Source organism: Streptomyces sp. NPDC007901 (genome assembly GCF_042959465.1).
Lineage (GTDB): Bacteria > Actinomycetota > Actinomycetes > Streptomycetales > Streptomycetaceae > Streptomyces.
In genome coordinates, this window is record NZ_JBIBKW010000039.1 from 1 (window position 1) to 22,498 (window position 22,498).

The window sequence follows — 22,498 nt, forward strand, 5'->3', positions numbered from 1 at the left end:
CAACGTCGCCCGGACACGGTTCACTTCATGTGCGTCCACCCATCCAACATGCCCAGCAACAGCCCAAACCGGAAGACCTAACGGAGTCCTATTAGACACTGCCATGACGTCACCCCGAAACGAAAACCTCAGAAGTTCCCATCCGCCGGAAATGACAGCTGTAACCGGCGCCGCACCCTGCACGGGGTTCGATCGTGCCCCCGTGCACCTCCGGGGTGCGGAGCGATGTCCAACGAGGACATTCAAGTGTCGACAATTCAAGGAGATGAGTGGGACGCCTGTGTCGCGCTAGAACGAACGGCAGAGACGAACGTGGGATCGCCTACGGGACGCGAGTCCTAGGGCGACGGAGGCCCCGTAGTAGTCGCCGGAGTTGCGACCGGCCAGGGAGGACGGGAAAGCCGTCCACAGGGCGAAGGGGGCCAGGTGATTCGGATACTCGAAGCCGGGAGGTATGCGAAATGCAGATCGCCGAAACGGTGCTGTGCGTCCTGCGCGAGCAGTCTGAATCGCTCACGCCGTAGTCACTGGAGAGCCGGATGACCGGGAAACCGTCATGTCCGGTTCGGCGGGAGGCCGCGCGGAACAGGTCCTGCACCGGCAGGCACCTCACCGCGCGGCCGACCCAACGAGCTGGCTGGCCCGCTCACGCCGCCTCAACCGCGACCACGAACGCCGCCCCGACCACCACGCCCAGATGGTGTGGTGGGCCGCCGTGATCAGGCTGTCGAGGCGCCTGGCCGCAGACGCTCCGCGCTGGCCGGAGAAACGCCCCGGCCGACTGCTGAAGGCGCGGGCATGAACCGCCCGTCCTTCGCCCGCACCAGCCAGCCCCGCTTCTCCAGCACGTAGGCACGGTGACGGATCTTCTCCACCTCGTTCTTGATCTCCGCTTCCCGGCCCACCGCCCGCGTCAGCTCCACCCCGTTCACCGGCCCCGAAGCAGCCACCGCAGCGGCAAACACCTCCCGGTACAGGCCGCTGAGCACCTCCTCGCCCATGCCCGACCGCCACACCGGCGGCCGCTCGCCCTGCCCCGCGCCGGGGCCGCTCGATCCCACGGCGGCAGCCCTCTCACCACCAGACGGCACGGAAACCGGCGTATTCACCGGGCTCTCCCCGGCCAGCACCGACACGAGCTCCTCACGCCCCACCCGGGCCCGCTCGACTCGCCCCCGCGCGGCATCCACCTCCGCCTGAGCCTGTTCCAGGACCTCCGTCCAGGACTCCAGATCCTGCCTCGCCCGCGCCTCACGCTGTTCCATCAACCCCAGCACCGACGGCATCGCGACCTCCTCGATCCACAACAAGCCGCCCGCTGCCTGCCCCTACACCTCCGCGATCACGCCCCGTACACGAAGAAGCCCCTGCTCATCGAACAGGGACTCCCTTTGCCACAACGCACTGAGCCGTTCCACCAACCAGGCGTCGGCACCGGCGATCCGCCCGCGGCGTAGCGGGGAACCGCACTCCGTCGGCAGACCGGCGACGTCGATGATGTCCTTCACGGCGAACGTCACGCCCGCGAGCGTGCCGTCCGGAGCCCGGTTGGCTGCCGCGCGGGCGCCGTCGTCGTCCACCCGCACCCAGGCACGGATGTCGGGTTCGGTCTTCTCCAGGCGCCTCAGTGCCCGCTCGACCGCGGTGGTGCTGCGGGGTGTCATGACAGGGACTCCTTCCTCCGCGACGGCGTCGTCAGCGCATGAACAGGCCGCCGTTGGCGTCCCAGCACGCTCCGGTGACCGCGTCCGCGTGCTCGGCGGCGAGCAGGACGGCCATGTCGGCGATGAACCGGGGGCGTCCGAGCCGGCCGACCGGGATCATCGCCTCGAGCCGGGCGAGCTTCTCAGGATCGACCGACTCGCGGACCACGGGAAGGTCCTGGGGACCCGGGGCGATGGCGTTGACTGTGACCCCGTGTGGACCGAGTTCGCGGGCGAAGACCTTGGTCAGCGTGGCGACACCGCCCTTGGCCGCCGCGTAGTGCGCGCCTGTCGCCGTACCACCGTTCTGTCCCGCGAGTGAACCGATGTTGACGATGCGTCCGTAGCCCCGCCCGGCGAAGTACTCACCGAAGACCTGGCAGCCAAAGAAGGTGCCGCCCAGGTTGGTGGCCACGACCGACTCGAAGCTCTCCGGGCTGATCCGCATCAGTGACTCGACCTTGGAATGCCCCGCGTTGTTCACCAGGACGTGCACCGCGCCCCAGCGTTCGACCAGTTGGTCCCGCACCCGCGCGAAGGCCTCCTTGTCCCGCACGTCGAGCGCGAGGCCGACCGTGTGCTCCCCGGAGGGGTCGAGCTCGGCCGCCCCCTTCGCGGCCGCCTCGGCGTCCAGGTCGGTCAGCGCCACGCGGTAACCCTTGTCGTACAGCCGGCCTGCGATGCAGGCACCCAGGCCGCGTGCCGCGCCCGTCACCAGGGCCACCCGACGGGTGACGTCCTCCCAGGTCACACCGGTTCCCTGGGGGCTCATCGGGCCGGCTCCGGGTCGGGCAGCGGGCGGCCGATGCGCGCCTCGATCTTCATGTACCGCCACAGGCCGTGGTCGCCGACCTGCACGGTACGGAAGAGGTTGCAGGCCGCGGCGACGGTGGGCTGGTCGACGACATCGGCGAGGACGTAGCAGGTCCAGGGCCAGGAGCCGGAGGGACCGACCATGTGCTGGTCGTCGTCGACGGTACCGAGGACGCTCACTCCGGGCAGGCCGTACAGCTGCGCGAGCATGCTCGTGAAGCCGTCCCAGACGGCCTTGCCCTGCCCGGTGGGCAGGTCGAAGAAGTTCTGGTTGACGCCGATGCAGAACAGGACCCGCAGCGGGGCCTCGGGGGAAGCGGGCATGTGAATTCTGCCTCTCGGGGCGTGACTTCGGCTTGGGTGAAGGTCCGTTTACGGGTAGCCGGGAAAGGACCGCACGCCCGTGAGGACCGCGCCGGCACCGTCGTAGACGCCCTCCTGGAGTAAGGCGTGCTGCGGCTGCTGGACTGCTGCCAACTTGTGTGTCGTCCTGTCACCCTGCTTACGGGGGGGAGCAGGGGGACAGGACGACGTGAAGGCACCAACCTCCAGTGGTCTCCAACGAAGACCGGCCGCTATCGGTTCACTTGTCGCTGGGGGTCAGCTCGCGTCCCGGTAGGCAAGGCCGCTGGAGTTCGCGTCCGTACCGTTGTAGAGGCCGGTCGGGCTGGTCTGCGTGGACAGGGCGAACCACGCGTAGCGCTCAACGTAGTCAAGGCTGTCCAGCATGTGAGTCGATGTATTGATGAAGTCGATCTGCTGCTGCTGGCTCGGGTAGCGCGGAGTGCCCTGGGAAAAGTCGATGAGGGCGTACTCCGTCAGCCAGATCGGCTTGTGGTAGCGGTCATGCACGGCCTGCAGATAGCTCCGCAGCTGGTCCGTGGCACCGGGGCCGAAGTCGCTGCCGTACCAGTGCACTGGGATGAAGTCGACACGCAGCCCCCGGTCGGCGGCCCCCTGCATGAAACGGTCCAGCCAGCCGCCCGGGACGTCGGCTCCGGAGGCGACGGCCGGTGCACCGAGGCGCAGACCCGTCGCCTCCAGCCGTGGCCACAGATCGAGGGCCTGCTCGGGCGTCATGTTGGCCTGGGTGGGCGAGTCCGGCTCGTTGAAGGTGAGGAGCTGGCTGCCCTCCCGCGTGGCCTGGCTGAGTTCGGTGTCGGTGACGGAGCCAGGACCCCAGATCATGGGGACGTACTCGTCTCCCGCCGGCTTGGTGACCGGCCCGGTGGAAGAGGTCCAGTTGTAGTACCAACCCGCACCGGAGTCGGCCAGCGCCTGCGAGGCACCGTCGACCGGGTTGAGGCCCACACCCTTGCGGGCCGAGGCCGCCACCGGGGAGCCGCCCGCGGCCGGGCCGGTGTCAGTGGCCGCAGGCCGGCCGCCACCACCGGTTCCCTCGAAGGTGACGGTCATTCCGCTGCACTTGGTGCACTGATACACGGTGTGGTTACCCGGCTCCTTGTCCTGCTGCGACCACGCGTACGCCTTGGGACACTGTCCGGTGACGGCGTCGCTGTAGGAGGTTTTGGCATCCCGGTCCGGGTTGACACACACCAACGCCGCACCGGTGGACGGGTCCAGGGTGAGGTCCTCGGGCGGACAGACGGACAGCAGATCCGTGGCGCACCCCGCTGCGGCACACTCGCCTTCCTCGGGAGGCGTCACGTCGTTCGGGGTGATGGTGATGGGCACCGAGACGGCGTTGACATAACTGACGTCGTACCAGGGGGCCAGGGAGTCGCTCGGATCGAAGTTGAACTCAGCCAGACTGGTCGGCTGTTCGCCCGCGGAGCAATGATCCGCGAACGGCCCGCAGTCGCCCACCGCACAGTGAAAGGTGCTGCCGTCCTCCCCACTGCATCCCTGGCGCGCGAAGAACGTACCGCGCCAATGCCCCGCATCCGAGAGCTCCGGGATGGTGAGGGTGTAAGACTGCCCTGGCGCCAGCACGGGCAGCCCGGTGAGCGGGACAGACCCGTCCGCGTTCGCCGTACTGCCGACCCAGACCTGGCCGTCGGTGTTGTTCTGCAAGGTGACGGTGTGCTCGCCGGACGCGGCGGCCAGCACGTCGTCGTCGCGTCCGGTGGACGCGTGGGAGGAGGGGAACCCGGAGGCCGTGACAGTGGCCGCGGCGGCCACGACCACCAATAGAAACGCGAACAGCAAAGACCGTCTGCGTTGAAATCTCATCATCGAATGCGCCTCTCGATCCAGGAGTGTGTCGGGCGGAACCGCCAACGGGTCAATCGCCGCCCACACACGACGGATCCGCTTGCCCGCAGGTTCACCGGCCGCTTCGAAGGCGCTTACCGAACTGGCGTCTGTACGGTGAGCGGGTCTGTTCCGTAGTCGGTGGTGACGGTGAGTGCCTGCCTGTGATCATTGAGCGTGCAGGATGCGAACACGCTTGTGGGAACGGTGTTTTCGGGGTTGTCGGCATTGGTTATCGAGGATGTGGCGGACGGTGGCGAGATAGTCCGGGTTTCGGCTCGGACCCGGGATGTTCCCGTTCCCTGTCCGGTGTGCGGGGTGGTGACGGCGAGGGTCCACGGGTATCACGGCCGGACGGTGCGGGATGTGCCGGTCGACGGCCGACAGGTCGTGGTCCGGGTGAGGATACGACGGCTGGTCTGTCCGGTCCTGGGCTGCAGGCGGCAGACCTTTCGAGAGCAGGTCCCCGGGCTCCTGGAGCGCCATCAGCGCCGCACCACACGACTGACCGACCAGCTCTCCGAGCTGGTCAAGGAGTTATGCGGCCGGGCCTCCGCGCGAGTCGCCCGATCCCTGGCCGTGCCCGTCTCGTACGCCTCCGCCCTGCGGCTGCTGCGGCGGGTGCCCGTGCCGGAGGTGCAGATCCCGCAGGTGATCGGGGTCGACGACTTCGCCCTGCGGCGCCGACACAGCTACGCCACGGTCATCATCAACGCCGAGACCGGTGAGCGAATCGAGGTACTGCCCGGCCGCGAAGCCGCCACTTTGGAAGCCTGGCTGCGCGGACATCCGGGCATCGAGGCCGTGTGCCGGGACGGATCGGCCACCTACGCCGAGGCGGTCCGCCGAGCCCTGCCCGACGCGGTCCAGATCAGCGACCGCTGGCACCTGTGGCACAACCTCGCCGAGGCCGTCCGCAAAGAAGTCGCCGCGCACAGCACCTGCTGGGCGAAAGCGGGCCCGCCCCCGGCCAAGGGGAGGCAAGCCGCCACCACCCGCGAGCGCTGGCAGCAAGTCCACGCCCTGCGCGAGCGCGGAGTCGGACTTCTGGAGTGCGCGCGCCGCCTGAACCTGGCTCTGAACACCGTCAAGCGCTACGACCGCGTGGCCGAGCCCGAGCGCCTCATCCGCGCCCCCAAGTACCGGCCCACCCTCGTGGATCCCTACCGCGATCACCTGCGCCGACGCCGGCTGGAGAACCCGGCCGTCCCCGTCACCCGTCTCCTGCAGGAGATCAGGGAACTGGGCTACACCGGCAGCTCGAACCTCCTCGTCCGCTACATCAACCAGGGCCGCGTCGAGGCCGACCGGCCCGCACTCTCGCCCCGGCGCCTCGCCCGCTACCTGCTCACCCGCCCCGACCGCCTCAAGGACCACCAGCGGGAACGCATCGAGGCCGCCCGCACCGCCTGCCCCGAGATGACCGCTCTGGCGGACCTCATCCACCGCTTCGCCGTACTGCTGGATCCCGCAGACGGCAACGCCGCCTTGCTGAGCACCTGGATCACCTCGGCCCAGGCCGAGGACCTGCCCCACCTGCATGCCTTCACCCGGGGGCTCGAGAAGGACCGCGCCGTAGTCGACGCCGCCCTCACCCTGCCGCACCACAACGGCGGCACCGAAGGCGTCAACAACAAAACCAAGCTGATCAAGCGCCAGATGTACGGCCGCGCGAGCTTCCCCCTCCTCCGCCACCGCATCCTCCTTGGCTGACCACACCCTCCGTCACCACCGACTACGGAACAGAGTCCGGTGAGCGGTGTAACTCCCGAGCTGGAAGCGACAGTTGATGAGGTTCCCCTCCTACTGTGGAGACCGTGACCGGAGGGATAGTTGGGGTCATGGCATCCAAGAAGCGCCTCTACGATGCAGAGTTCCGCGAGGGGGCGGTACGGATCGTGACGGAGACCGGGAAGCCGATCCCGGAGGTGGCTGCGGATCTGGGCATTCATTCGGGGACACTGCACAGTTGGGTGTCTCGGGCTCGGCGCAACGGGTCGCCGTCGTCGGACCGGCCGTCGGCCGAACCCTCGGGTGGCCGGCTGCGGGAGAGTGAGCGGGCGGAGCTGGAACGGCTGCGGGCCGAGGCCAGGGAGAAGGACAAGCGCATCCGTGAGCTGGAGATGGAGCGTGATGTGTGCAAGCGATTCGTGGCCTTGTGGGTGAAGTAGCTGACACGGACCCCGCCGTCGCGGTCGGGGTGATCAGCAGCTGCAAGGCCGAGCAGAAGGTTCCATTCCGCACCGCCTGCCGGGCGTTGGGGGTGTCGGAGTCGTGGTTTTACAAGTGGCGCGACCGCCCGCCCACCGCGCGATCGAAACCGGCCTCCCGGTCTACTTCGCCGATCCGCACAGCCCATGGCAGCGCGGCACCAACGAGAACACGAACGGCCTGCTGCGCCAATACTTCCCGAAGGGAACCGACCTTTCCCGCTGGGCAGCGGAGGACATTGAAGCAGTCGCAGCCACGCTCAACAGTCGCCCCCGCAAGAGCCTCGGCTGGAAGACACCCGCCGAAGCCCTCAACGACCATCTACTATTGATCACATAAGCCGGTGTTGCATCCACTGGTTGAACCTGGCCAGTACACATCGGTGAAGCTGACAACTCGACTACTGCGAGCGGGAGTTGAGGCATCCACGGACTCGGTCGGCGACAGCTACGATAACGCCCTCGCGGAGAATCTGTGGATGATCATCAAGACGGAGTGCATCCGCGGCCGGGTCTTCGCCACCCGGGCCGAGGCGAACCTCGCACTGTTCGAGTACATCGACGGCTTCTATAACGGTCGGCGCATCCAGCAGCGGCTCGGCTGGCTCAGCCCCGTCGAGTTCGAGGAGAAGCACTACGCCGACCAGGCGACAGCTGAACAAACGAACCTGAAACCCCGTCAACCCACACTGACCAGCTGATCAGCACTTCCCGCGCAGCGGGGGAACCTCACAGCGAGGTCGAATACCGATGTGGAAAACACCTGCACACCGGCACATCAGGCGGCGGAAAGCGAAGACGCGGAGACCCTGGCTCAGCTGCTGGCCAAGGGAGTCGATCCCGATGAGGTGTGCCACAACATGACGCTCCTCACGCACGCCATTGACGCGGAAGGCGACGGCGCCTTGCGGAGTGGCAGGCCGCTGACTGTGCACACCACCGCGGTGCTTCTGGCCTTCGGAGCTGATCCGCAGCTCTCCGGACCCGACGATCAAACGTCCATGGATGTGGCCGTCCACTACGGCCATGACCTGGCTGTCGAGCTATTGCAGCTGTCCGCGTACTCTCCGATGCGGCTCTGGCAAGATTTTCGTAGGTGGAGATCATCTGGGTGCCGGGGTCGGCCGGTCCGCGTAGCGGCGGCGGAGGTGGGAGATCAGGACGACGCGGTGGCGGAGGAGCGGAACGCCGGCGCATCCCGCCATCAGGCGTTTCTGGAGTTTGACGTCGGTGATGCGGCCTTCGTTGACGCCGGAGTTGTAGGTGGTGGAGATCCCCTGGGCAACCGCGTGCTGGTCTTCGCGCAGGGCTCCGGCGATACCGGTAAGCGCTGGCAGCCCGCTGTGGGAGAGCTCGTCGAGCCAGGACGGCAGGGAGCTGGCGTCGCGGTTGCCGAGCATGGCGGCGAACCGGCGGACCAGGTCGTGGGCGTGCTTGAGTTCCGGACAGTGCTCGAGGAGCCGATGCAGGCGGTGGGTGACGTGAAGGCTGCGGCGGTCCGGGTGGGTGGTGATCCAGCGTGCGGCCTCGCGCGGGGAGGGCGGGCGCTCGCGGGGCTGGTCCAGCGGCAGCCCGCGTCGCAGGGGTGCGACGGCCATCTTCACGCGCTGGTAGTGCCCGAGGTAGCCCTTGCTGCGCAGTTCCTCGTGGAGGACCGTCGCGTTGTGTTCTCCCTCGTCCCAGCGTTGTTGCAGGTAGTCGCGGTAGGGGTCCAGGGTGGAGGGCTTGCGGGGTGGGCGGCGCATGACCTCCTGCCAGGTGCGGGCGTGGGCGTACTTGCGCACTGTTTTGCGGTCCAGGCCGAGCTCTCGGGCCACGGAGCTGTAGCTCCGGCCGGATCCGGTCAGGGTGTGCACGGCCTCGAACAGCCTCCTGGCGTGCCACCCGGCTCGTGTGTCCGCCGCGGCGTCCTCGGTGGTCTCTTCGTCCGGTGCCGGATCGGCCTCTCCGGCCGGCGGGAGGGCTGCGAGCAGACAGCCTCGGTGGGCAGAAGCGATGTCCTGGACGCGACGTGACAACCCCTGCCACATGTGGAAACGGTCGCTGACCTGCACGGCCTCGGGGGCGCCGGCGGTGATGCCCTGCCGGTAGGTCAGCGAGCCGTCGCGGCAGACGATCTCGACGCCGGGATGCTCACGGAGCCAGCGGCTGAGCTGTTCTGCGTCCCGTCCCTCCCAGAGCGTCAGGGGGAGACGGGTGGTGGCATCGACCAGGAGCGTTCCGTAGGTATCGTCGTAGAGCGCGAAGTCGTCCACGCCCAGCACCCGGGGAATGACAAGGGGCGGCAGTGGCATCCGCACAAGCTGTGACAGGACGGTGCACCGCGACAGCCTGATGTTCAGGACCCGCAGCATCCGGGCCCCACCCCGGCCCGCCAGCAGGACCCCCGCCGCCTCGACCACCTGCTGCAGCAGCGGCGTGCGCCGCTGGTAACGCACGGTCAGACCCGGCACCTGCTCGGCGAACGTCACCTTCGCGCAAGCGGTGTTCTCGCAGTACAGACGGCGCACGCTCAGCTCGATCAGCACTGGGCGGCCGCCAAGAGACGCATCGCCGAGCCGTCTGACGTAGCAGCTGTGACACCACCCGCTCGGTGTCCCGCAGCCCGTACACGGCTCGGGAGCAAGCGACCGCGTACGTGCACGCACAACCACCACAGGTCCAGAGCCGTCAACCGAAAGAACAGACACGCCCGCCAAGTGCGGTAACAGGTACGGCAGTTCAACAGAGCACTCCCGAAGGATGCCCGTTACGCGGACCGGCCGACCCGGCACCCAGATGATCTCCACCTACGAAAATCTTGCCAGAGCCCCGATGCGGCCAGGCCCGTACGTTTGAATGCGGCCAGTGGCCAGGCCACGTTGGTGTCCCGTTCGATGGCCTTGAGGCGGTTCTTGAGTCGGTAGCTGGGGCCGTTGATCGCGACGGCGTCGCAGTGGTGCAGGAGCCGGTCGAGGACCGCGGTGGCGAGGACCTCGTCGCCGAAGACTTGGCCCCATTCATCTGGGGCAGGCACTTGTTCCCTCACAAGAGTTGCCGCTACCACCTGGCCGTATCCCGCTCCTGAGGTCCTCGTTGATTCTCGCGGTGCTGTGCCTCGAAGACGAGGCCGGCTTCTCGATGACGCCGCCGATCACACGGACCTGGGCCCGGCGCGGGCGCACACCCGTCATCGGGGTACGGGGACGCCCTCGATGCTGCCTCTCCATCGCCGCTCTGGCCTGCTACAAGCGAGGTGAACGATTGCGGCGATCAGCAGGATCTGTAGAACGATGTAGGGCGATCACGTATGCAATTTCGCAATTTCACGTTCGAGGACCTCAGCCGTCCGAGTGGCCAGGTCCTCGATCGCGGCAGGCGTCCCCGGCGGTCGTCCAGGCTCAGCGAGGCGAGAGCCGGCCCGGAGGAGCCTCCCGGTGCCGGCATGTCCGGTGCTGGGAGGCTCCGGACATGCCGTGCCATGACCGCCGATGCGGGACTCGTTCCCTCCGGCCGAGCCTGTTACGGCAACCACTCGCGAGCTGGGCGAACGCCAGGCACCCTACTCGCATCCGCTCCAGGAACAGCAGCGTGATGGAGCCGGGAGCGGTTCCGTCTGCTCTTTCCTCGGGGCCGGTTGAACCGCTTACCGGACGGGTCCGTCGTGTCCTGTGTCGAAAGAGAGGTCGACCATGGCGGAATCCACCTCGGCTGACAAACAGTCGATGACGAACGCTGACCAGTTGGCGCTTCTACTTGTCCGCGCCGAATACGACCGAGCCCGGAGTCAGACTCTGACGAAACGTCTAGCCAGCCTGGCGCAACGTCTGGTCAGCGCGGAAGCGCGAAAGGCACAGGGGGAGCGATCGCGAGATCGGGGCAGGAACGTACGTGACCTGGGCGACGAGAGGCGTGGGCGCGAGAGGGGAACGCTCGATAACGCATGGCGCAAGGTCTTGCGCTTCGTTCGAACCGTGTTTCGCCGGGGATCGACGGACGAGGCGATCGCCTCGTCCGTCGATCCCCGGCAGAGCCTGGGTCGGGCGGCGCACCAACAACCGATGTCCGTGCGGGATGTCGGCCGGCAGCGGCAGGCCGGTGACGGAACGGCCCCTTCCGATTCTGTACAACGCATCGTCGGGGTAATCGGGAGCCTGCCGCGCGAGCAACGCGAGGCAGTCGCAGCGGCAGTCTTGAAGTTGGTCAACACTCACCCGGAATACGGTCGCTTGTACCATGATTCTCCCGGTAGCATGCCTCAAACCAAGATCTTGGTGGATGCGGCGAGGAAACAAGAACGCGAAATCCGCTGGCAGAGGCCTTCCCTTAAGTCGCCGGACTTCAATGAGTGGCCGGACTTCAATGACCCGGACCGGTTCCATGGCACGGGGGCCGCTCTCTCTTCTGGAAGCCAGAACGACACGCTGCCTGACGACCGTGCGGTGCTGGCGGATGGAGAGGGCCGACGGTCGCAAGCCTCGGTCTCGGGCACCAGTGCGCAGTCCGTTATCGCCGCTCATGCATATGCGAACTCCGAGAGTTCGGTGCCCTCTTCCGCGTTCACCGAGTCCCCGTTCAGCACTGGGATAGTAACGCGGCTTTCTCCCACTCCCGGTTCCCGGCCTCCGGCCCCGCAAGGTTCTGCGACTTCTTCCCAGCGCGGCAATCCAGTCCCCAAGGCGACAAAAAGCCGTTGAAGTGACCCTTTGAACAGGGCGCTTCAGGCAAATAGCGTTGAACGGCGTCGCCTCCCTGGCCCGCAGATGCCGGCTGGTCGGGAACGGCTGTGGACGCGTCACGGCGGCAGGTTCCCGTGAACCAGTTCGATGGCGGCGGCGTAGTGCTCCACACCCGACGCGTACAGATCTCCGTGCCCGCGTGTGGGTTCCAAAACTATTCGCTTCCCACTGTAGGAGCACCCCTTGCGCATCCTGCTCGTCGCCAGCGCGTTCAACAGCCTTACCCAGCGTGTTTACACCGTCCTGCGGGCCCTCGGGCACGTGGTGGCGGTGGAACTTGCTCTCGGGGACGACCCGGTCCGGGCCGCGGTGGGGCGTTTCCGGCCCGAACTGGTCCTTGCGCCCATGCTCACCCGCGCGATACCTGAGGATGTCTGGAGTCGGTATCCCGTGTTCATCGTCCACCCCGGGCCCATGGGGGACCGCGGGCCTTCCTCTCTCGACTGGGCGACTCACGAGAATGCCGAGGTCTGGGGTGTGACCGTCCTGCAGGCTGTCGCGGAGATGGACGCCGGCCCGATCTGGGCCTCCGTGCCGTTCCCGGTCCGTCCCGGAGCCAAGAGTGAGCTGTACCGTAACGAGGTGGCCGACGCGGCGGTCTCGGCCGTACTCCTCGCCGTCGAGCGCTTCCAGAGCGGTTCGTTCGAGCCGGAACCTCTGGACTACTCCCGTCCCGACGTCAGTGGGCGGCTTCGCCCCTATCACACTCAGGAGTACCGACGGATCGACTGGGCCGTCGACGACACCGCCACGGTGCTGCGCAAGCTCCGAGCGGGCGATTCGCAGCCCGGCGTTCTCGACACTCTTGCGGGCCGCGAGTACTACCTGCACGGCGGCCACTCCGAGGACCGGCTGCGTGGCACCCCGGGCCAGGTGATCGCGACACGTGACGGCGCGATCTGCCGGGCCACAATCGACGGCGCTGTCTGGATCCCCCAACTACGCCCCCGCCGTACTCCGGGCGGTCCGGCCACCTTCAAACTACCCGCCGTCGACGTGCTGGGCGATTTCCTTGCCGATGTGCCCGAGGTACCAGTCTCGCCCGAGGAAGCGGGACAGCGGCAGACGTGGGCCGAGATTCGTTACCGGGAGGACGGCGCCGTCGGCTTCCTCGAGTTCGCCTTTCCCGGCGGCGCGATGAGCACGCAGCAGTGCCGCAGACTACTGACGGCCTATCGCGATGCGGCGGCGCGGCGGACGGCGGTACTGGTCCTCGGACCTGCGCGTGACTTCTTCTCCAACGGGATCCACCTCAACGTGATCGAGGCGGCCGCCGACCCGGCCGACGAGTCCTGGCAGAACATCAATGCCATGGACGACCTGGTGGAGGCCGTCCTCACCACTACGGACAAGCTCGTGGTCTCCGCCCTCGCGGGCAACGCCGCGGCCGGCGGCGTGATGCTGGCGCTGGCGGCTGACGAGGTGTGGTGCAGGGCCTCCGTGGTACTCAATCCGCACTACCGGCTCATGGGCCTCTACGGCTCCGAGTACTGGACGTACACCCTGCCCGCGCGGGTCGGCGCTGAGGAGGCACAACGGCTCACCACCGCCGCGCTGCCGGTTGGCGCCGACGAGGCCTTGGCGCTCCGCCTCGTCGACCGCGTGGTGGGCGGCAGTACCAGTGAGTTCAGCACCTGGGTCGGCCGCGAGGCTGCCACGCTGGCCGAATCGGTCAGTCTGGAGACACGTCTCCTTGCGAAGAAAATGCGGCGTGCCCGGGATGAGGCGGCCAAGCCCCTCGCGGCTTATCGTGAGGAGGAACTGGCCCGCATGTGGGCCAACTTCACCGATCCCGCAGAGCCTTACCACACGCTGCGGCGGAACTTCGTGTGCAAGGTCGGCCTGACCGCCACCCCGGAACACCTGCGGGGCTGAACGGGAGGCGCTCGCCGTACCGGCTGTCACGCCACGCGTCGGCGGGCGGAGCTGGTCCGGCGATCCACGGTCAAAGCGACGGGTCCCGATTCCGTCGCTTTGGTGGCATACCGGCACGTGTGTCCGGTGAGTCCATGCGCGCGGCGGTGGCCGCGGATCGCGGGATCGTCAGGCCGTGGGTCCGCGATGGGACACCGTTCAGTCCGTGCCTCAGCCGTCAGAGGGCGGTGTGCGGAGCCAGCCGAGGAGCCGGCCAGCTGCGGGGCCGAGAACCAGCGGCGATCGAAGACAGAAAAGGACGAGATCAGACCCCGTCCTCCAAGCCCCTGATCAAGAGGAGTTTCTTCGATGGCAACGGTTGCGTCCAATGGCTCCTATGTCAATCAGGTGGCCTGCGTGAGGTCAGCTTGCTCGGTGCTGAGTTGGGCGTCGCGGAGGAGGGCTCGGTAGACCACGTCCGACAGACGGCGCCGGAGTGCGCGAACGGCTTCGGTGTTGGTGTTCCCGGCATCTCGTCGGCGCTGTAGGTAGGTGCGGGCGTCTGGGTGATAGTGCGCCTGCGTGACGGCGATCCGGTGCAGGGCTGCGTTGAGTTGGCGATGGCCCGTCCGGCAGAGTCGATGGCGCGTGCGGTTGCCCGACCCTACGGGGAGCGGTGCGGTGCCGTTGTGGCGGGCGTAGGCGCTCCTGGACCGGAACCGACGGATGTCGGCCGTCTCTGCGAGGGTCTTCGCCGCATTGAGGATGCCGCAGCCGTGGATAGCCAACAGGCTGGGCGCTGCGCCGGTGACCAGGGTGCTGATTTCTGCTTCGAAGGAGCGGATCTGGGTGGCGAGTTGGCAGCACTGCTCCAGCAGGCAGCGGGCCAGGCGGGCTACGGTTCCGGCGCGGGTGGCCAGCTCCTTGGCGAGCGCCTGGAGGTGTTTTGGTGCGGATGAGGCAGCGGGCTGGCGGGTCCAGGCCGGGGTCGATCTCGTGCAGGTGCCAGCGCAGCCGGTTGATGATCCTGGTGCGCTCGGCAACCAGGTCATCGCGATGGTCGACGAGCAGGCGGCTCTCCCGAGTGGGACCGTCCAGGCAGACGACTGGCAAGTCCGGCTCGCGCAAGGCTGCGCGTGCGACAGCGAGTGCATCGATCGGGTCGGACTTGCCGTAAGTGCGGGCTGAGGTCCGGCAGTTCGCCATCAGTTTGGGAGGGACTCGCACGATGCGCTCGCCGGCCGCGAGCAGATCACGCTCCAGCCTGCGGGGTAGTTGCCTGCACTCCTCAACAGCCCAGAGTCGGTCGCCGTCCCACTTCTTTGCCCAGGTCAGCGGCTTGAGATGGTCGGCGCTGGTCGTTCCCGTCGTGCGCTCGACGAGTTTGCGTCCGCGGTCGTCCGCCGCAACCGCGGTGTGAGTGCGTTTGTGCGCGTCGATCCCGGGGCTTGACCCAAGGCCGGGTAGTTAGCGTTTTCGCAGGTCACGCAAGCGGTGCTGGAGACCATGATGTTGCGGCGTAAAGGCCGGGGCCGAGCTTGTGGATGAGGCCGCTGGCGGCCCACCGATTGAGTTGTCTGTACATGGTTTCCAGGGTGATGTCGCCGAAGTGGGCGGCGATGTCACGGGGCTGCCAAAGACGCGTGGGGTCTTCCTGGAGCAGGGCCAGGATGCGGTGCCGGCGCCGCGCCGCAGGGGTAGCGTGCCGGTCGTCCCGGGAGGCCGTGGGCAGGGCGGGTGACTGATCCGCGGGTTCGAGGACAGTGACGTCGAGGCGGGTAACGGTGCGGCTGGTGTCGGGGCGGCCGTCGGCGTGGCGCTCGCTGTAGCGGGACATCGGTGACTTGACCTTGCGGGTGCTGACCCGTTGCCGACGGGGCGGGAGCAGACCGGTCAGGATCCGACGGCCGATCATCCCGAGGAGCGTGTCCCGATCGGTGTCCGCGGGGACAATGCCGGCGGCCTGGATCGCCTGGTCTCGGGCAGTGTGGAACGCGATGCTGAAACAGCAGCGGTCCGGGTCGGTGCCGGGGAGGGACTCGGCGGCACCGACCATCACGGTGCGTAGGGCCTGGTAGAGCGTGAGCAGGGACCACATCTCCTGCTGGATGCCTGCCGGGTCGCCCGAGCGGAGCTTGCGGCCGTTCAGGATCGTGTGGCGGAGCGCGTAGTACGCCGATTCGTGTTCCCATCGCTGGTGATAGAGGCCCACCAGCGCGGTGGCCGGGTAACGGCGGGCGTCGGTCAGGGTCGTGACCAGTCGGTAGGACCCGGTGAAGGACGTGCCGTCCGCGCAGGTCACGGCGATCTGTGCGTCGATGATCCGCACTTTCACGGTGCCGATCACCGACAGGTAGGAGCCATCAGCGAGGAGAACGAGGACCGGCGTGCGCCGGTTGCTGCGGAGCCGGCCCAGGACCTGGGCGCCGGTGCCGGTGACCTGCGCGAGGAAGGCGTTGCTGTCGAATCCCTTGTCCCACAGCACCAGCATGTCCGGCCGCATCAGATGGAGCAGTCGGCCGGCGTAGCTTGTCTCGCCCTCGGCGGTGGGGCCGAACACGGCGCCGACCAGGGCCCGGGTGCCGGTCTCGACCAGCGTCATCAATTCCAGCGTCGGGTAGCCATGATGCGAAGTCCTGCCCAGCCAGGCCCGGTTCCGCTCGGAATCGGGAACTCTCAGCGAACTGCAGCCGTCGAACGACACCATCCGGTACGGACCGAAACGCGCCCCTGGCGTCGTCGGCCGGGCCAGCAGCCCGGCCAGTACCTCGAACAGCGCCCGCACCGGCGCGCTGCCGATCCGCCGGCGCAGGTCACGCAGCGCCTTCATCGACGGACGGACCACCGGCATCCCGGACAGGCCCGCGGTCAGCTTGTCCCAGACCAGCCCGTAGCCGACCTCGGGGAACAGGCACATCGCCAGCAGGAAGTAGACCCCGACCCGCGACGGCAGATCACGCAGCCTCTGCTGCACCGTCCTCGTCTCCGCAAGGACCGCGTCCACCAGTTCGAACGGTACGACGGCAGTCAAGTCGCCCAGATGCCCGGGAGCGAACCGGCCCGCGGCCACAGTGACCGTACGGGTGATGGCCGTCAGCGCAGACGGCAGGCCACAATGACGGGGCAACGGAGCTCCTTCGGGACAAGCTGTCTTGGTCGACTGCCTGTACCAACGAGCTCCGTTGCTCTGCGCCGGGAATCCTTCAACTCACTTGCGTGACCTGCGAAAACGCTAACTACCCGGCCTTGGGTCAAGGCCCTGGGTCCGATCGCTCTCACTGACCTCACAACAGGCCGACCAGATTCGTCGGTCTCTGCCCTTGGCAGCGGGTGGCTTCCGGCCCGCTCGACTCACGCCCGGACAGGGGCAGGGCGGCCAGCACCTTGACCGACCGCTCATGTGCCTGCCCGCAGCCATAACGGCGGGGGAAGGAGAACGGTTCAGTTTCAGAAGGCATTTGATCTAGGGTCTGTCTCTCCGATCATGATCGGAGCCAGATGATGACGGCCGCGAAGGACACGGTGCCGAGGAACACGTGCCCTCGCTTGTCATAACGGGTCGCCACAGCTCGGAAGCTCTTGAGCTTGTTGATTGCCCGCTCAAGGAGCGAGCCGCAATGCCCACATAGATGAGCCCGCGGCGGGGAACAGGCCTGTCGTAGGGGTTGATGGCCTGCTCAACACCGCTGCTTTTGTTCGGCAGTTGCGTGAGCGACTGGCTGATGATGGAGAGGGCGGTGAGGGCCAGTGGACGGGCATGTCGCCGCTGAGCTCCCCAGATTCCGCAGTGGGGAGCTGTTCCGGAGCTGAACCGCCACCTCGTGGTGCGGTTACTGGCAGTGCTGGCCGCGCGGATGGTGACCGCGGCGAACCCGGTCGGGCAGGACGGGGGTGACCTCGGTGAGCACGATGGCTGCAGCGTCGTGGGATCGGATTGAGGGCAAGATCCAGCCGTGGCACCGCGACCGGCTCGCGGTGGTCTATGTCCGTCAGTCGACTCCCCAGCAGGTCCTCGATCATGCCGAGTCCACCCGTCTGCAGTATGGACTCACGCAACGGGCCGTCAGCTTGGGCTGGGCTGCGTCCCGGGTCCTGGTGATCGACGAGGATCTGGGCCATTCCGCGTCCGGCGTCGTGGACCGGGCCGGCTTCCAGCGTCTGGTCTCCGAGGTCGGCCTGGACCATGTGGGCCTGGTGCTGGGCCTGGAAATGTCGCGTCTGGCCCGCAGCGGCCGCGAATGGCATCAGCTGCTGGAGTTGTGCGCGTTGTCGGGTGCTCTGCTGGCGGACCCGGACGGGGTCTATGACCCGGCCGAGCACAACGACCGGATGCTGCTGGGGCTGAAGGGCACGATCAGCGAGGCGGAACTGCATCTGATCAAGCAGCGGATGTGGAACGGACGGATCGGCAAGGCCCGTCGCGGCGAGCTGGCCGTGCCGCTGCCGGTGGGCTATCTGCGCCGCCCGGACGGTCAGGTCGTGCGTGATCCGGACCAGCAGGTGCAGGCCGTGGTCCGTCTGGTCTTCGACCTGTTCGACGAACTCGGCACGATCAACGCGGTGTTGCGGTTCCTGGTCGATCACGGCATCGATATGGGCATCCGAGTGCGCGAGGGCCCCGAACGCGGGGCGCTCGCCTGGCGCCGTCCCAGCCGGATCGTGATCCAGAACATGCTTCGCCACCCTGCCTATGCCGGGGTCTATGTCTATGGCCGCAGCCGGACCGATCCCCGCCGGCGTCTGGCGGGACGCCCGTTCACCGGACGTGTCCGCAAGCCGCCCGAGGACTGGCTGGTCTATCTGCCCGACGTCCTGCCTGACTATGTCAGCGCCGAGCGGCATGAACGAAACCTTGCCCGGATCGAGGCGAACCGGGCCCGTTCCCAGAGCATGGGCGCCTTGCGCGACGGCCCGGCCCTGCTGGCCGGGCTGATCTTCTGCGGCCGCTGCGACACCCGTATGGTCGTGCACTACCAGCGCGGCCGGGGCGGAAAGCTGTGGCCGAAGTACGAGTGCAGCCGGGCGAAGGCCGACTATGGCAGCGAGCTGTGCCAGCAGCTGTCGGGAACATGCGTCGACCGCCATGTGACCGGTCTGCTGCTGGCGGCGATGGCTCCCGCCGCCCTCGAGGTCTCGCTGCAGGCCGCCGAGCAGGCCCAGACACGGCGCGAAGAGGTGGACCGGATCTGGCAGCAGCGTCTGGAACGCGCGGACTATGCCGTCGACCGGGCCCGGCGCCAGTACCAGCTGGCCGAGCCCGAAAACCGCCTGGTCGTGAGAGAACTGGAGAAGGGGTGGGAGCATGCGCTGGCCGAACGGCGGCGGCTCGGCGAGGAGTACGACCGCCGCACCGCAGCCCGGCCCCGCATCCTCACGGCCGCCGAGCGTGACCAGATCCGGGCCCTGGCCGCCGACCTCCCCGCCGTCTGGCAGGCGCCCACCACGACAGATGCGGACCGAAAACAGCTGGCCAGGCACCTGATCGAGAAGGTCAGCGTCACCGTCGTCGGCGGCAGCGAGCGTGTCACCGTCCAGATCACCTGGGCCGGCGGACACCGCACCGCCGGCGAGGTCGTCCGCCCGGTCGCCCGCCTGGATCAGCTCAGCTACTTTCCCCGCCTGGCCGAACGGGCCCGCGGACTCGCCGCCAGCGGCCACTCCGCCCCAGCCATCGCGAAGATCCTGAACTCCGAGGGCTTCCGTCCGCCCAAACGCCGCGAACACTTCGGCACCCAGGGCGTCCGCACGCTGCTGCAGGAGCTGGGCTGCGTCAGCCAGCAGGAACAGGCCCTCCGCCGGGGAGCCGCACAACTCGGCCGCCACGAGTGGTGGCTGACCGACCTCGCCCGCGAGCTTGGCATGCCCCGGGTGACCCTCTTCGGATGGATCAAACGCGGCTGGGTCACAGCCCACCAGCTCACCGACCGGCGCAGGTCCTGGATCATCCACGCCGACCCCGCAGAAGTCGCACGGCTCCGCAGACTCCACCAGCAGTCCCGCGGCCACCAACCACGACAAGCCTGGCTCGACCACCAACAGGCCGCGATAATCCGGAACAAGAAAGGGAGCCCAGACGATGACGTCGAACCGCACGTATGACAGCACCGCGGCTTGCTCATCTCGACGACGTTGCGCTTTTGTACCGCTCCTTGTCGAAGCCGGGAGGCCGGCCGCCATGCGAACCACGCTTGACGCGGTTGGCTGCCTGGTCAGCCTTCTCCGGAATGACGTGCTGGATACCTCGTTTACGCAGGTAGGATCGCGTGCGACGGTTACTGTAGGCCTTATCGGCGCTGACGCTGTCCGGGCGGATACGGGGCCTGCCGGCACCGATGCGCGGGACACGGATCTTCTCTATGACCGGCTCGAACTGGGTGCAGTCCGCCCGCTGCCCGGGCGTAACCATCAGGGACAGCGGGCGGCACCGGCCGTCGGCGCTCAGGTGGACCTTGGTGGTGAATCCGCCGCGCGAGCGGCCCAGGCCCTCATGTGCAGCACCACCTCCTCCGGGCGGCCGAGCAGGCCCGTCCACGCCGGATCGATCTGGTGTCCTGTCGCCATCGCCCCTTTTGAGACGGCTGGCGGCGGAGCCTTGCGGGCGCCGGCGGCGTGCTGATGGGCGCGCATCACCGTGGAGTCGACCGAGATGTCCCAGTTGATGGATCCCTCGGCGTCTGCGACGGCCTGGACTTGCTGCACGAGTTGGCCGTGCCGCCCGCGTGCGGAAAGCAGAGCAGGCGGAGGTGCGCCCCGCCCCGCGCGTGGAACCGGCGCAGCCAGCCGCGGCGGCCCCGGTTCACGACCGCCTCCCGGTCACGGTGCTCCTCATGACAGGAGCAGGGTCGGCCGCGGCGGCGCACCGTCCGCTGCCGTCGCCCGGGACGCCGTCGGCTCGAGGTCGGCGTAGACGAGTTCGGCGGCTTCCGGGCCGGCTTCGGCCAGCACCGTGCCGTCCGGGCCCCAGACCGCACTGGAACCGCACGCGTGCCAGCCGCCGGTGTGCCCGACGTGGTTCGCCATGAGGACGTACAGGCCGTTGTCCCGGGCCCGGTCGGGCAGCCAGGTGCGGGACTCCTGGTAGCCGTTGCCGACGCTGAACAGCGCGGAGAGCAGGTAGGCGTGGCAGCCGTCGGCGGCGACCGTCGCGGCGTGCTCCGGGAACCCGGAGTCGTAGCAGATGCCCAGGCCCAGTCGCCAGCCGTCGAGTTCCAGGGTGCAGTTGCACGTACCGGGACGGTAGAGGCCCGTCTCGCTGCCGAAGAGGAACTGCTTGTCGTAGCGCCCGGCGACGGAACCGGTGCGGGAGAAGACGAGCACCGAGATGGCGAGGCCGTCGCCGTCGGTGGACACCGCACCGACCAGCGCCGCCGTACCGCTGTCCCGGCACGCCTCGGCGATCGGGGTCAGGCGCGGGTCGTCCGCCGAGACCGCGAGGCCGGCCGGGTCGGCGGCGACCAGGTCCGGCTCGTAGCCGCAGAGGAACTTCTCCGGGAACACGACCAGTCGGGCGCCGTGCGCGGCGGCCTCCCTGATCGACGCGGCGACGGTCGCCACGTTGCGCACGACGTCCCCGGGCACGGGGCAGGCCTGGGCCGCCGCGATCCTGATCCCGCCGCGCGGCCCGTGGGGCTCCGCAGGCTCACGCATGTTCGGTGACTCCCTTCCCGGCCGGGGCCGGACGTTCCGCGACGGCGACCAGCGGCCGCACCGCGAGTGTGGCGACCGCCAGGCAGCCGGGGAAGACCACCCAGCCGATCGTGCCGCGGTCGATCACCCCCGCGGTCACGATCATCGGGCCGACGACGAACTGCAGACCGGTACCGAGATTGAAGGTGGCCAGGTACTCGGCTCGGCCCTCCTCGGGCGCCAGGGCGTAGGAGACACCCCAGCCGCCCGCCGACTGGAACAGTTCGGCCCCCGTCATCACGATGACACCGGCGATCAGCAGCACGACGACCACCGGGGTGGCGTGGGTGTGGGCCGCGGCGACGAAGAACAGGCAGCAGCCGACCAGCGCCCAACCGCCGCGTTGCAGCGCGGTGACGCTGCCGTCCAGGGTGTCGGAGCCCTTCGACGCCCACACCTGCCCGAGGACCGCCACGACCGTGTTGACCACCAGCAGCACGCCGACCGTGGACCGGGGCGCGCCGGTGTGCAGCGTCACCCACAGCGGGATGCCGACGCCGAGCAGGGAGATGTGCAGGCTGAGCACGCCGTTGATCGCGGCGACGGCCAGGTGCCGGGTGTTGCGGAGGTGGGCCAGGCGCAGGGGTGCGCGGCGGGCCGAGCCGGTCTCGCCGTCGGCCGCCGGCGCCGCGGCCAGCATGGCGGCCGCGGTGAGGCAGAACACGGCGTTGCCCAGCATGATCATGGAGAACCCGGTGCGGGTCCCGTAGCCGATCGCGACCGTGGCGGCCAGGCCGCCGAGGGAGAATCCGACGTTGTAGACGACCCGGGAGCGGGCCATCATCGCCAGCCGTCCGTCGGCGCCGACGGTGCGCTCCACGAGGGCCTGGTAGATCGGCGAGAGGGCCTGCTGCCCGACGCCGATCATCGCGACGGCGATCAGGAACTGCCAGTAGGTGTCGGCGAGCAGCAGCACGCCGAAGCTCAGGGCCCGCCAGACGTGGAGCAGCGCGAGCACCTGGCGGGGGCCGTGGCGGTCCGCCAGCCAGCCGAGGACGGGCTGGCAGACCAGTCCGAGCAGCCCGGCCACGGACAGGCCGAAGCCGACCTGCGCGGCGCTCAGGCCGAGGACGGCCACGAAGTAGACGGCGGAGCCGGCCAGGTAGAGACCGGTTCCGGTGCTGTCGATGAGGCCGATGCCGAGCAGGGTGCGGGCGCCGCGCAGGCTTGCCGCGGGGCCGAGGAGGGCGACGGTGAGTCGGCTGCGCCCAGGGGGCTCGGCGGGTTCAGGGGTGGTCACGGGCTGGCTCCTAGGGGACGGGCGGGGTGGGGGGGCGACGGGGGAGGAACAGGCCCTCCC

At 68.4% G+C, this 22,498-nt stretch carries 17 protein-coding genes and 5 pseudogenes; 7 read left to right on the forward strand and 15 right to left on the reverse strand.

The genetic code is table 11. From position 1 onward, the window contains the following. Positions 1-719 precede the first annotated feature (719 nt). From ACFZDK_RS52660 to ACFZDK_RS52680, 5 genes are all read right to left on the reverse strand, one after another. The gene (locus ACFZDK_RS52660) at positions 720-1,286 is read right to left on the reverse strand and encodes a hypothetical protein (protein ID WP_390985720.1); all 567 of its coding nucleotides are present in this window, start codon (positions 1,284-1,286) and stop codon (positions 720-722) included. Positions 1,287-1,328: 42 nt separating this feature from the next. Next, positions 1,329-1,664: an amidase family protein gene (locus ACFZDK_RS52665; protein WP_390985723.1), complete on the reverse strand. Its 336-nt coding sequence runs from the start codon at positions 1,662-1,664 to the stop codon at positions 1,329-1,331. A 31-nt stretch (positions 1,665-1,695) separates the two neighbouring features. Further along, the gene (locus tag ACFZDK_RS52670; protein WP_390985726.1) at positions 1,696-2,475 is read right to left on the reverse strand and encodes an SDR family oxidoreductase; all 780 of its coding nucleotides are present in this window, start codon (positions 2,473-2,475) and stop codon (positions 1,696-1,698) included. Further along, positions 2,472-2,840, reverse strand: coding sequence for a hypothetical protein (locus ACFZDK_RS52675; protein WP_390985729.1), 369 nt, complete (start codon positions 2,838-2,840; stop codon positions 2,472-2,474). The genes ACFZDK_RS52670 and ACFZDK_RS52675 overlap by 4 nt, the downstream gene beginning before the upstream one ends. Positions 2,841-3,116: 276 nt before the next feature. After that, a complete protein-coding gene (locus ACFZDK_RS52680; protein ID WP_390985731.1) occupies positions 3,117-4,658 on the reverse strand; it encodes a glycosyl hydrolase in 1,542 nt (513 codons plus the stop codon). Positions 4,659-4,937: 279 nt separating this feature from the next. On the opposite strand from ACFZDK_RS52680, the gene ACFZDK_RS52685 reads away from it, so the two are divergent. The 5 genes and pseudogenes from ACFZDK_RS52685 to ACFZDK_RS52705 all read left to right on the forward strand — a co-directional run. Then, complete coding sequence (locus tag ACFZDK_RS52685) at positions 4,938-6,443, forward strand: ISL3 family transposase (RefSeq protein ID WP_390985787.1); 1,506 nt, start codon at positions 4,938-4,940, stop codon at positions 6,441-6,443. Positions 6,444-6,571: 128 nt separating this feature from the next. Beyond that, complete coding sequence (locus tag ACFZDK_RS52690) at positions 6,572-6,901, forward strand: transposase (RefSeq protein ID WP_334573890.1); 330 nt, start codon at positions 6,572-6,574, stop codon at positions 6,899-6,901. A gap of 139 nt (positions 6,902-7,040) precedes the next feature. Continuing rightward, positions 7,041-7,280: pseudogene (locus ACFZDK_RS52695) on the forward strand (IS30 family transposase); the annotation flags it as partial. A 43-nt stretch (positions 7,281-7,323) separates the two neighbouring features. Further along, positions 7,324-7,641, forward strand: a complete 318-nt coding sequence (locus tag ACFZDK_RS52700; protein WP_390985735.1) for an IS3 family transposase — start codon at positions 7,324-7,326, stop codon at positions 7,639-7,641. 51 nt (positions 7,642-7,692) lie between these two features. Further along, positions 7,693-7,992 (forward strand): annotated as a pseudogene (locus ACFZDK_RS52705) (ankyrin repeat domain-containing protein); the annotation flags it as partial. Positions 7,993-8,043: 51 nt separating this feature from the next. Here the strand turns inward: ACFZDK_RS52705 and ACFZDK_RS52710 are convergent. Continuing rightward, positions 8,044-9,729: an ISL3 family transposase gene (locus ACFZDK_RS52710; RefSeq protein ID WP_390985738.1), complete on the reverse strand. Its 1,686-nt coding sequence runs from the start codon at positions 9,727-9,729 to the stop codon at positions 8,044-8,046. Between the two features lie 89 nt (positions 9,730-9,818). Then, positions 9,819-9,941 (reverse strand): annotated as a pseudogene (locus ACFZDK_RS52715) (ATP-binding protein); the annotation flags it as partial. Positions 9,942-11,841: 1,900 nt separating this feature from the next. Here ACFZDK_RS52715 and ACFZDK_RS52720 point away from each other — a divergent pair. Next, positions 11,842-13,533 carry an enoyl-CoA hydratase-related protein gene (locus tag ACFZDK_RS52720; protein ID WP_390985740.1) on the forward strand — a complete coding sequence of 564 codons (1,692 nt, stop codon included), beginning with the start codon at positions 11,842-11,844 and terminating at the stop codon, positions 13,531-13,533. Positions 13,534-13,916: 383 nt separating this feature from the next. Here the strand turns inward: ACFZDK_RS52720 and ACFZDK_RS52725 are convergent, their stop codons facing one another. From ACFZDK_RS52725 to ACFZDK_RS52740, 4 genes and pseudogenes are all read right to left on the reverse strand, one after another. Next, positions 13,917-14,555: a transposase gene (locus ACFZDK_RS52725; RefSeq protein WP_390985790.1), complete on the reverse strand. Its 639-nt coding sequence runs from the start codon at positions 14,553-14,555 to the stop codon at positions 13,917-13,919. A gap of 4 nt (positions 14,556-14,559) precedes the next feature. Then, positions 14,560-14,952: pseudogene (locus ACFZDK_RS52730) on the reverse strand (transposase); the annotation flags it as partial. A 43-nt stretch (positions 14,953-14,995) separates the two neighbouring features. Next, entirely contained in the window at positions 14,996-16,639 is a 1,644-nt protein-coding gene (locus tag ACFZDK_RS52735; protein WP_390985743.1) for an IS4 family transposase, read from the reverse strand. A gap of 355 nt (positions 16,640-16,994) precedes the next feature. Continuing rightward, positions 16,995-17,117, reverse strand: a pseudogene (locus tag ACFZDK_RS52740) (IS5/IS1182 family transposase); the annotation flags it as partial. 304 nt (positions 17,118-17,421) lie between these two features. Here ACFZDK_RS52740 and ACFZDK_RS52745 point away from each other — a divergent pair. After that, complete coding sequence (locus tag ACFZDK_RS52745; RefSeq protein ID WP_390985746.1) at positions 17,422-19,611, forward strand: recombinase family protein; 2,190 nt, start codon at positions 17,422-17,424, stop codon at positions 19,609-19,611. Positions 19,612-19,627: 16 nt separating this feature from the next. On the opposite strand, the gene ACFZDK_RS52750 is transcribed toward ACFZDK_RS52745, so the two are convergent. From ACFZDK_RS52750 to ACFZDK_RS52765, 4 genes are all read right to left on the reverse strand, one after another. Continuing rightward, positions 19,628-20,044 (reverse strand): transposase, encoded by a 417-nt coding sequence (locus ACFZDK_RS52750; protein ID WP_390985749.1) that lies wholly within the window; start codon positions 20,042-20,044, stop codon positions 19,628-19,630. Then, the gene (locus tag ACFZDK_RS52755; protein ID WP_390985793.1) at positions 19,951-20,211 is read right to left on the reverse strand and encodes a transposase; all 261 of its coding nucleotides are present in this window, start codon (positions 20,209-20,211) and stop codon (positions 19,951-19,953) included. Before ACFZDK_RS52755 ends, ACFZDK_RS52750 begins: the two co-directional genes overlap by 94 nt. Before the next feature lie 126 nt (positions 20,212-20,337). Beyond that, positions 20,338-21,159 carry a nitrilase-related carbon-nitrogen hydrolase gene (locus ACFZDK_RS52760; RefSeq protein ID WP_390985752.1) on the reverse strand — a complete coding sequence of 274 codons (822 nt, stop codon included), beginning with the start codon at positions 21,157-21,159 and terminating at the stop codon, positions 20,338-20,340. Further along, positions 21,152-22,438 carry an MFS transporter gene (locus ACFZDK_RS52765; protein WP_390985755.1) on the reverse strand — a complete coding sequence of 429 codons (1,287 nt, stop codon included), beginning with the start codon at positions 22,436-22,438 and terminating at the stop codon, positions 21,152-21,154. Before ACFZDK_RS52765 ends, ACFZDK_RS52760 begins: the two co-directional genes overlap by 8 nt. Between the last annotated feature and the right edge of the window lie 60 nt (positions 22,439-22,498).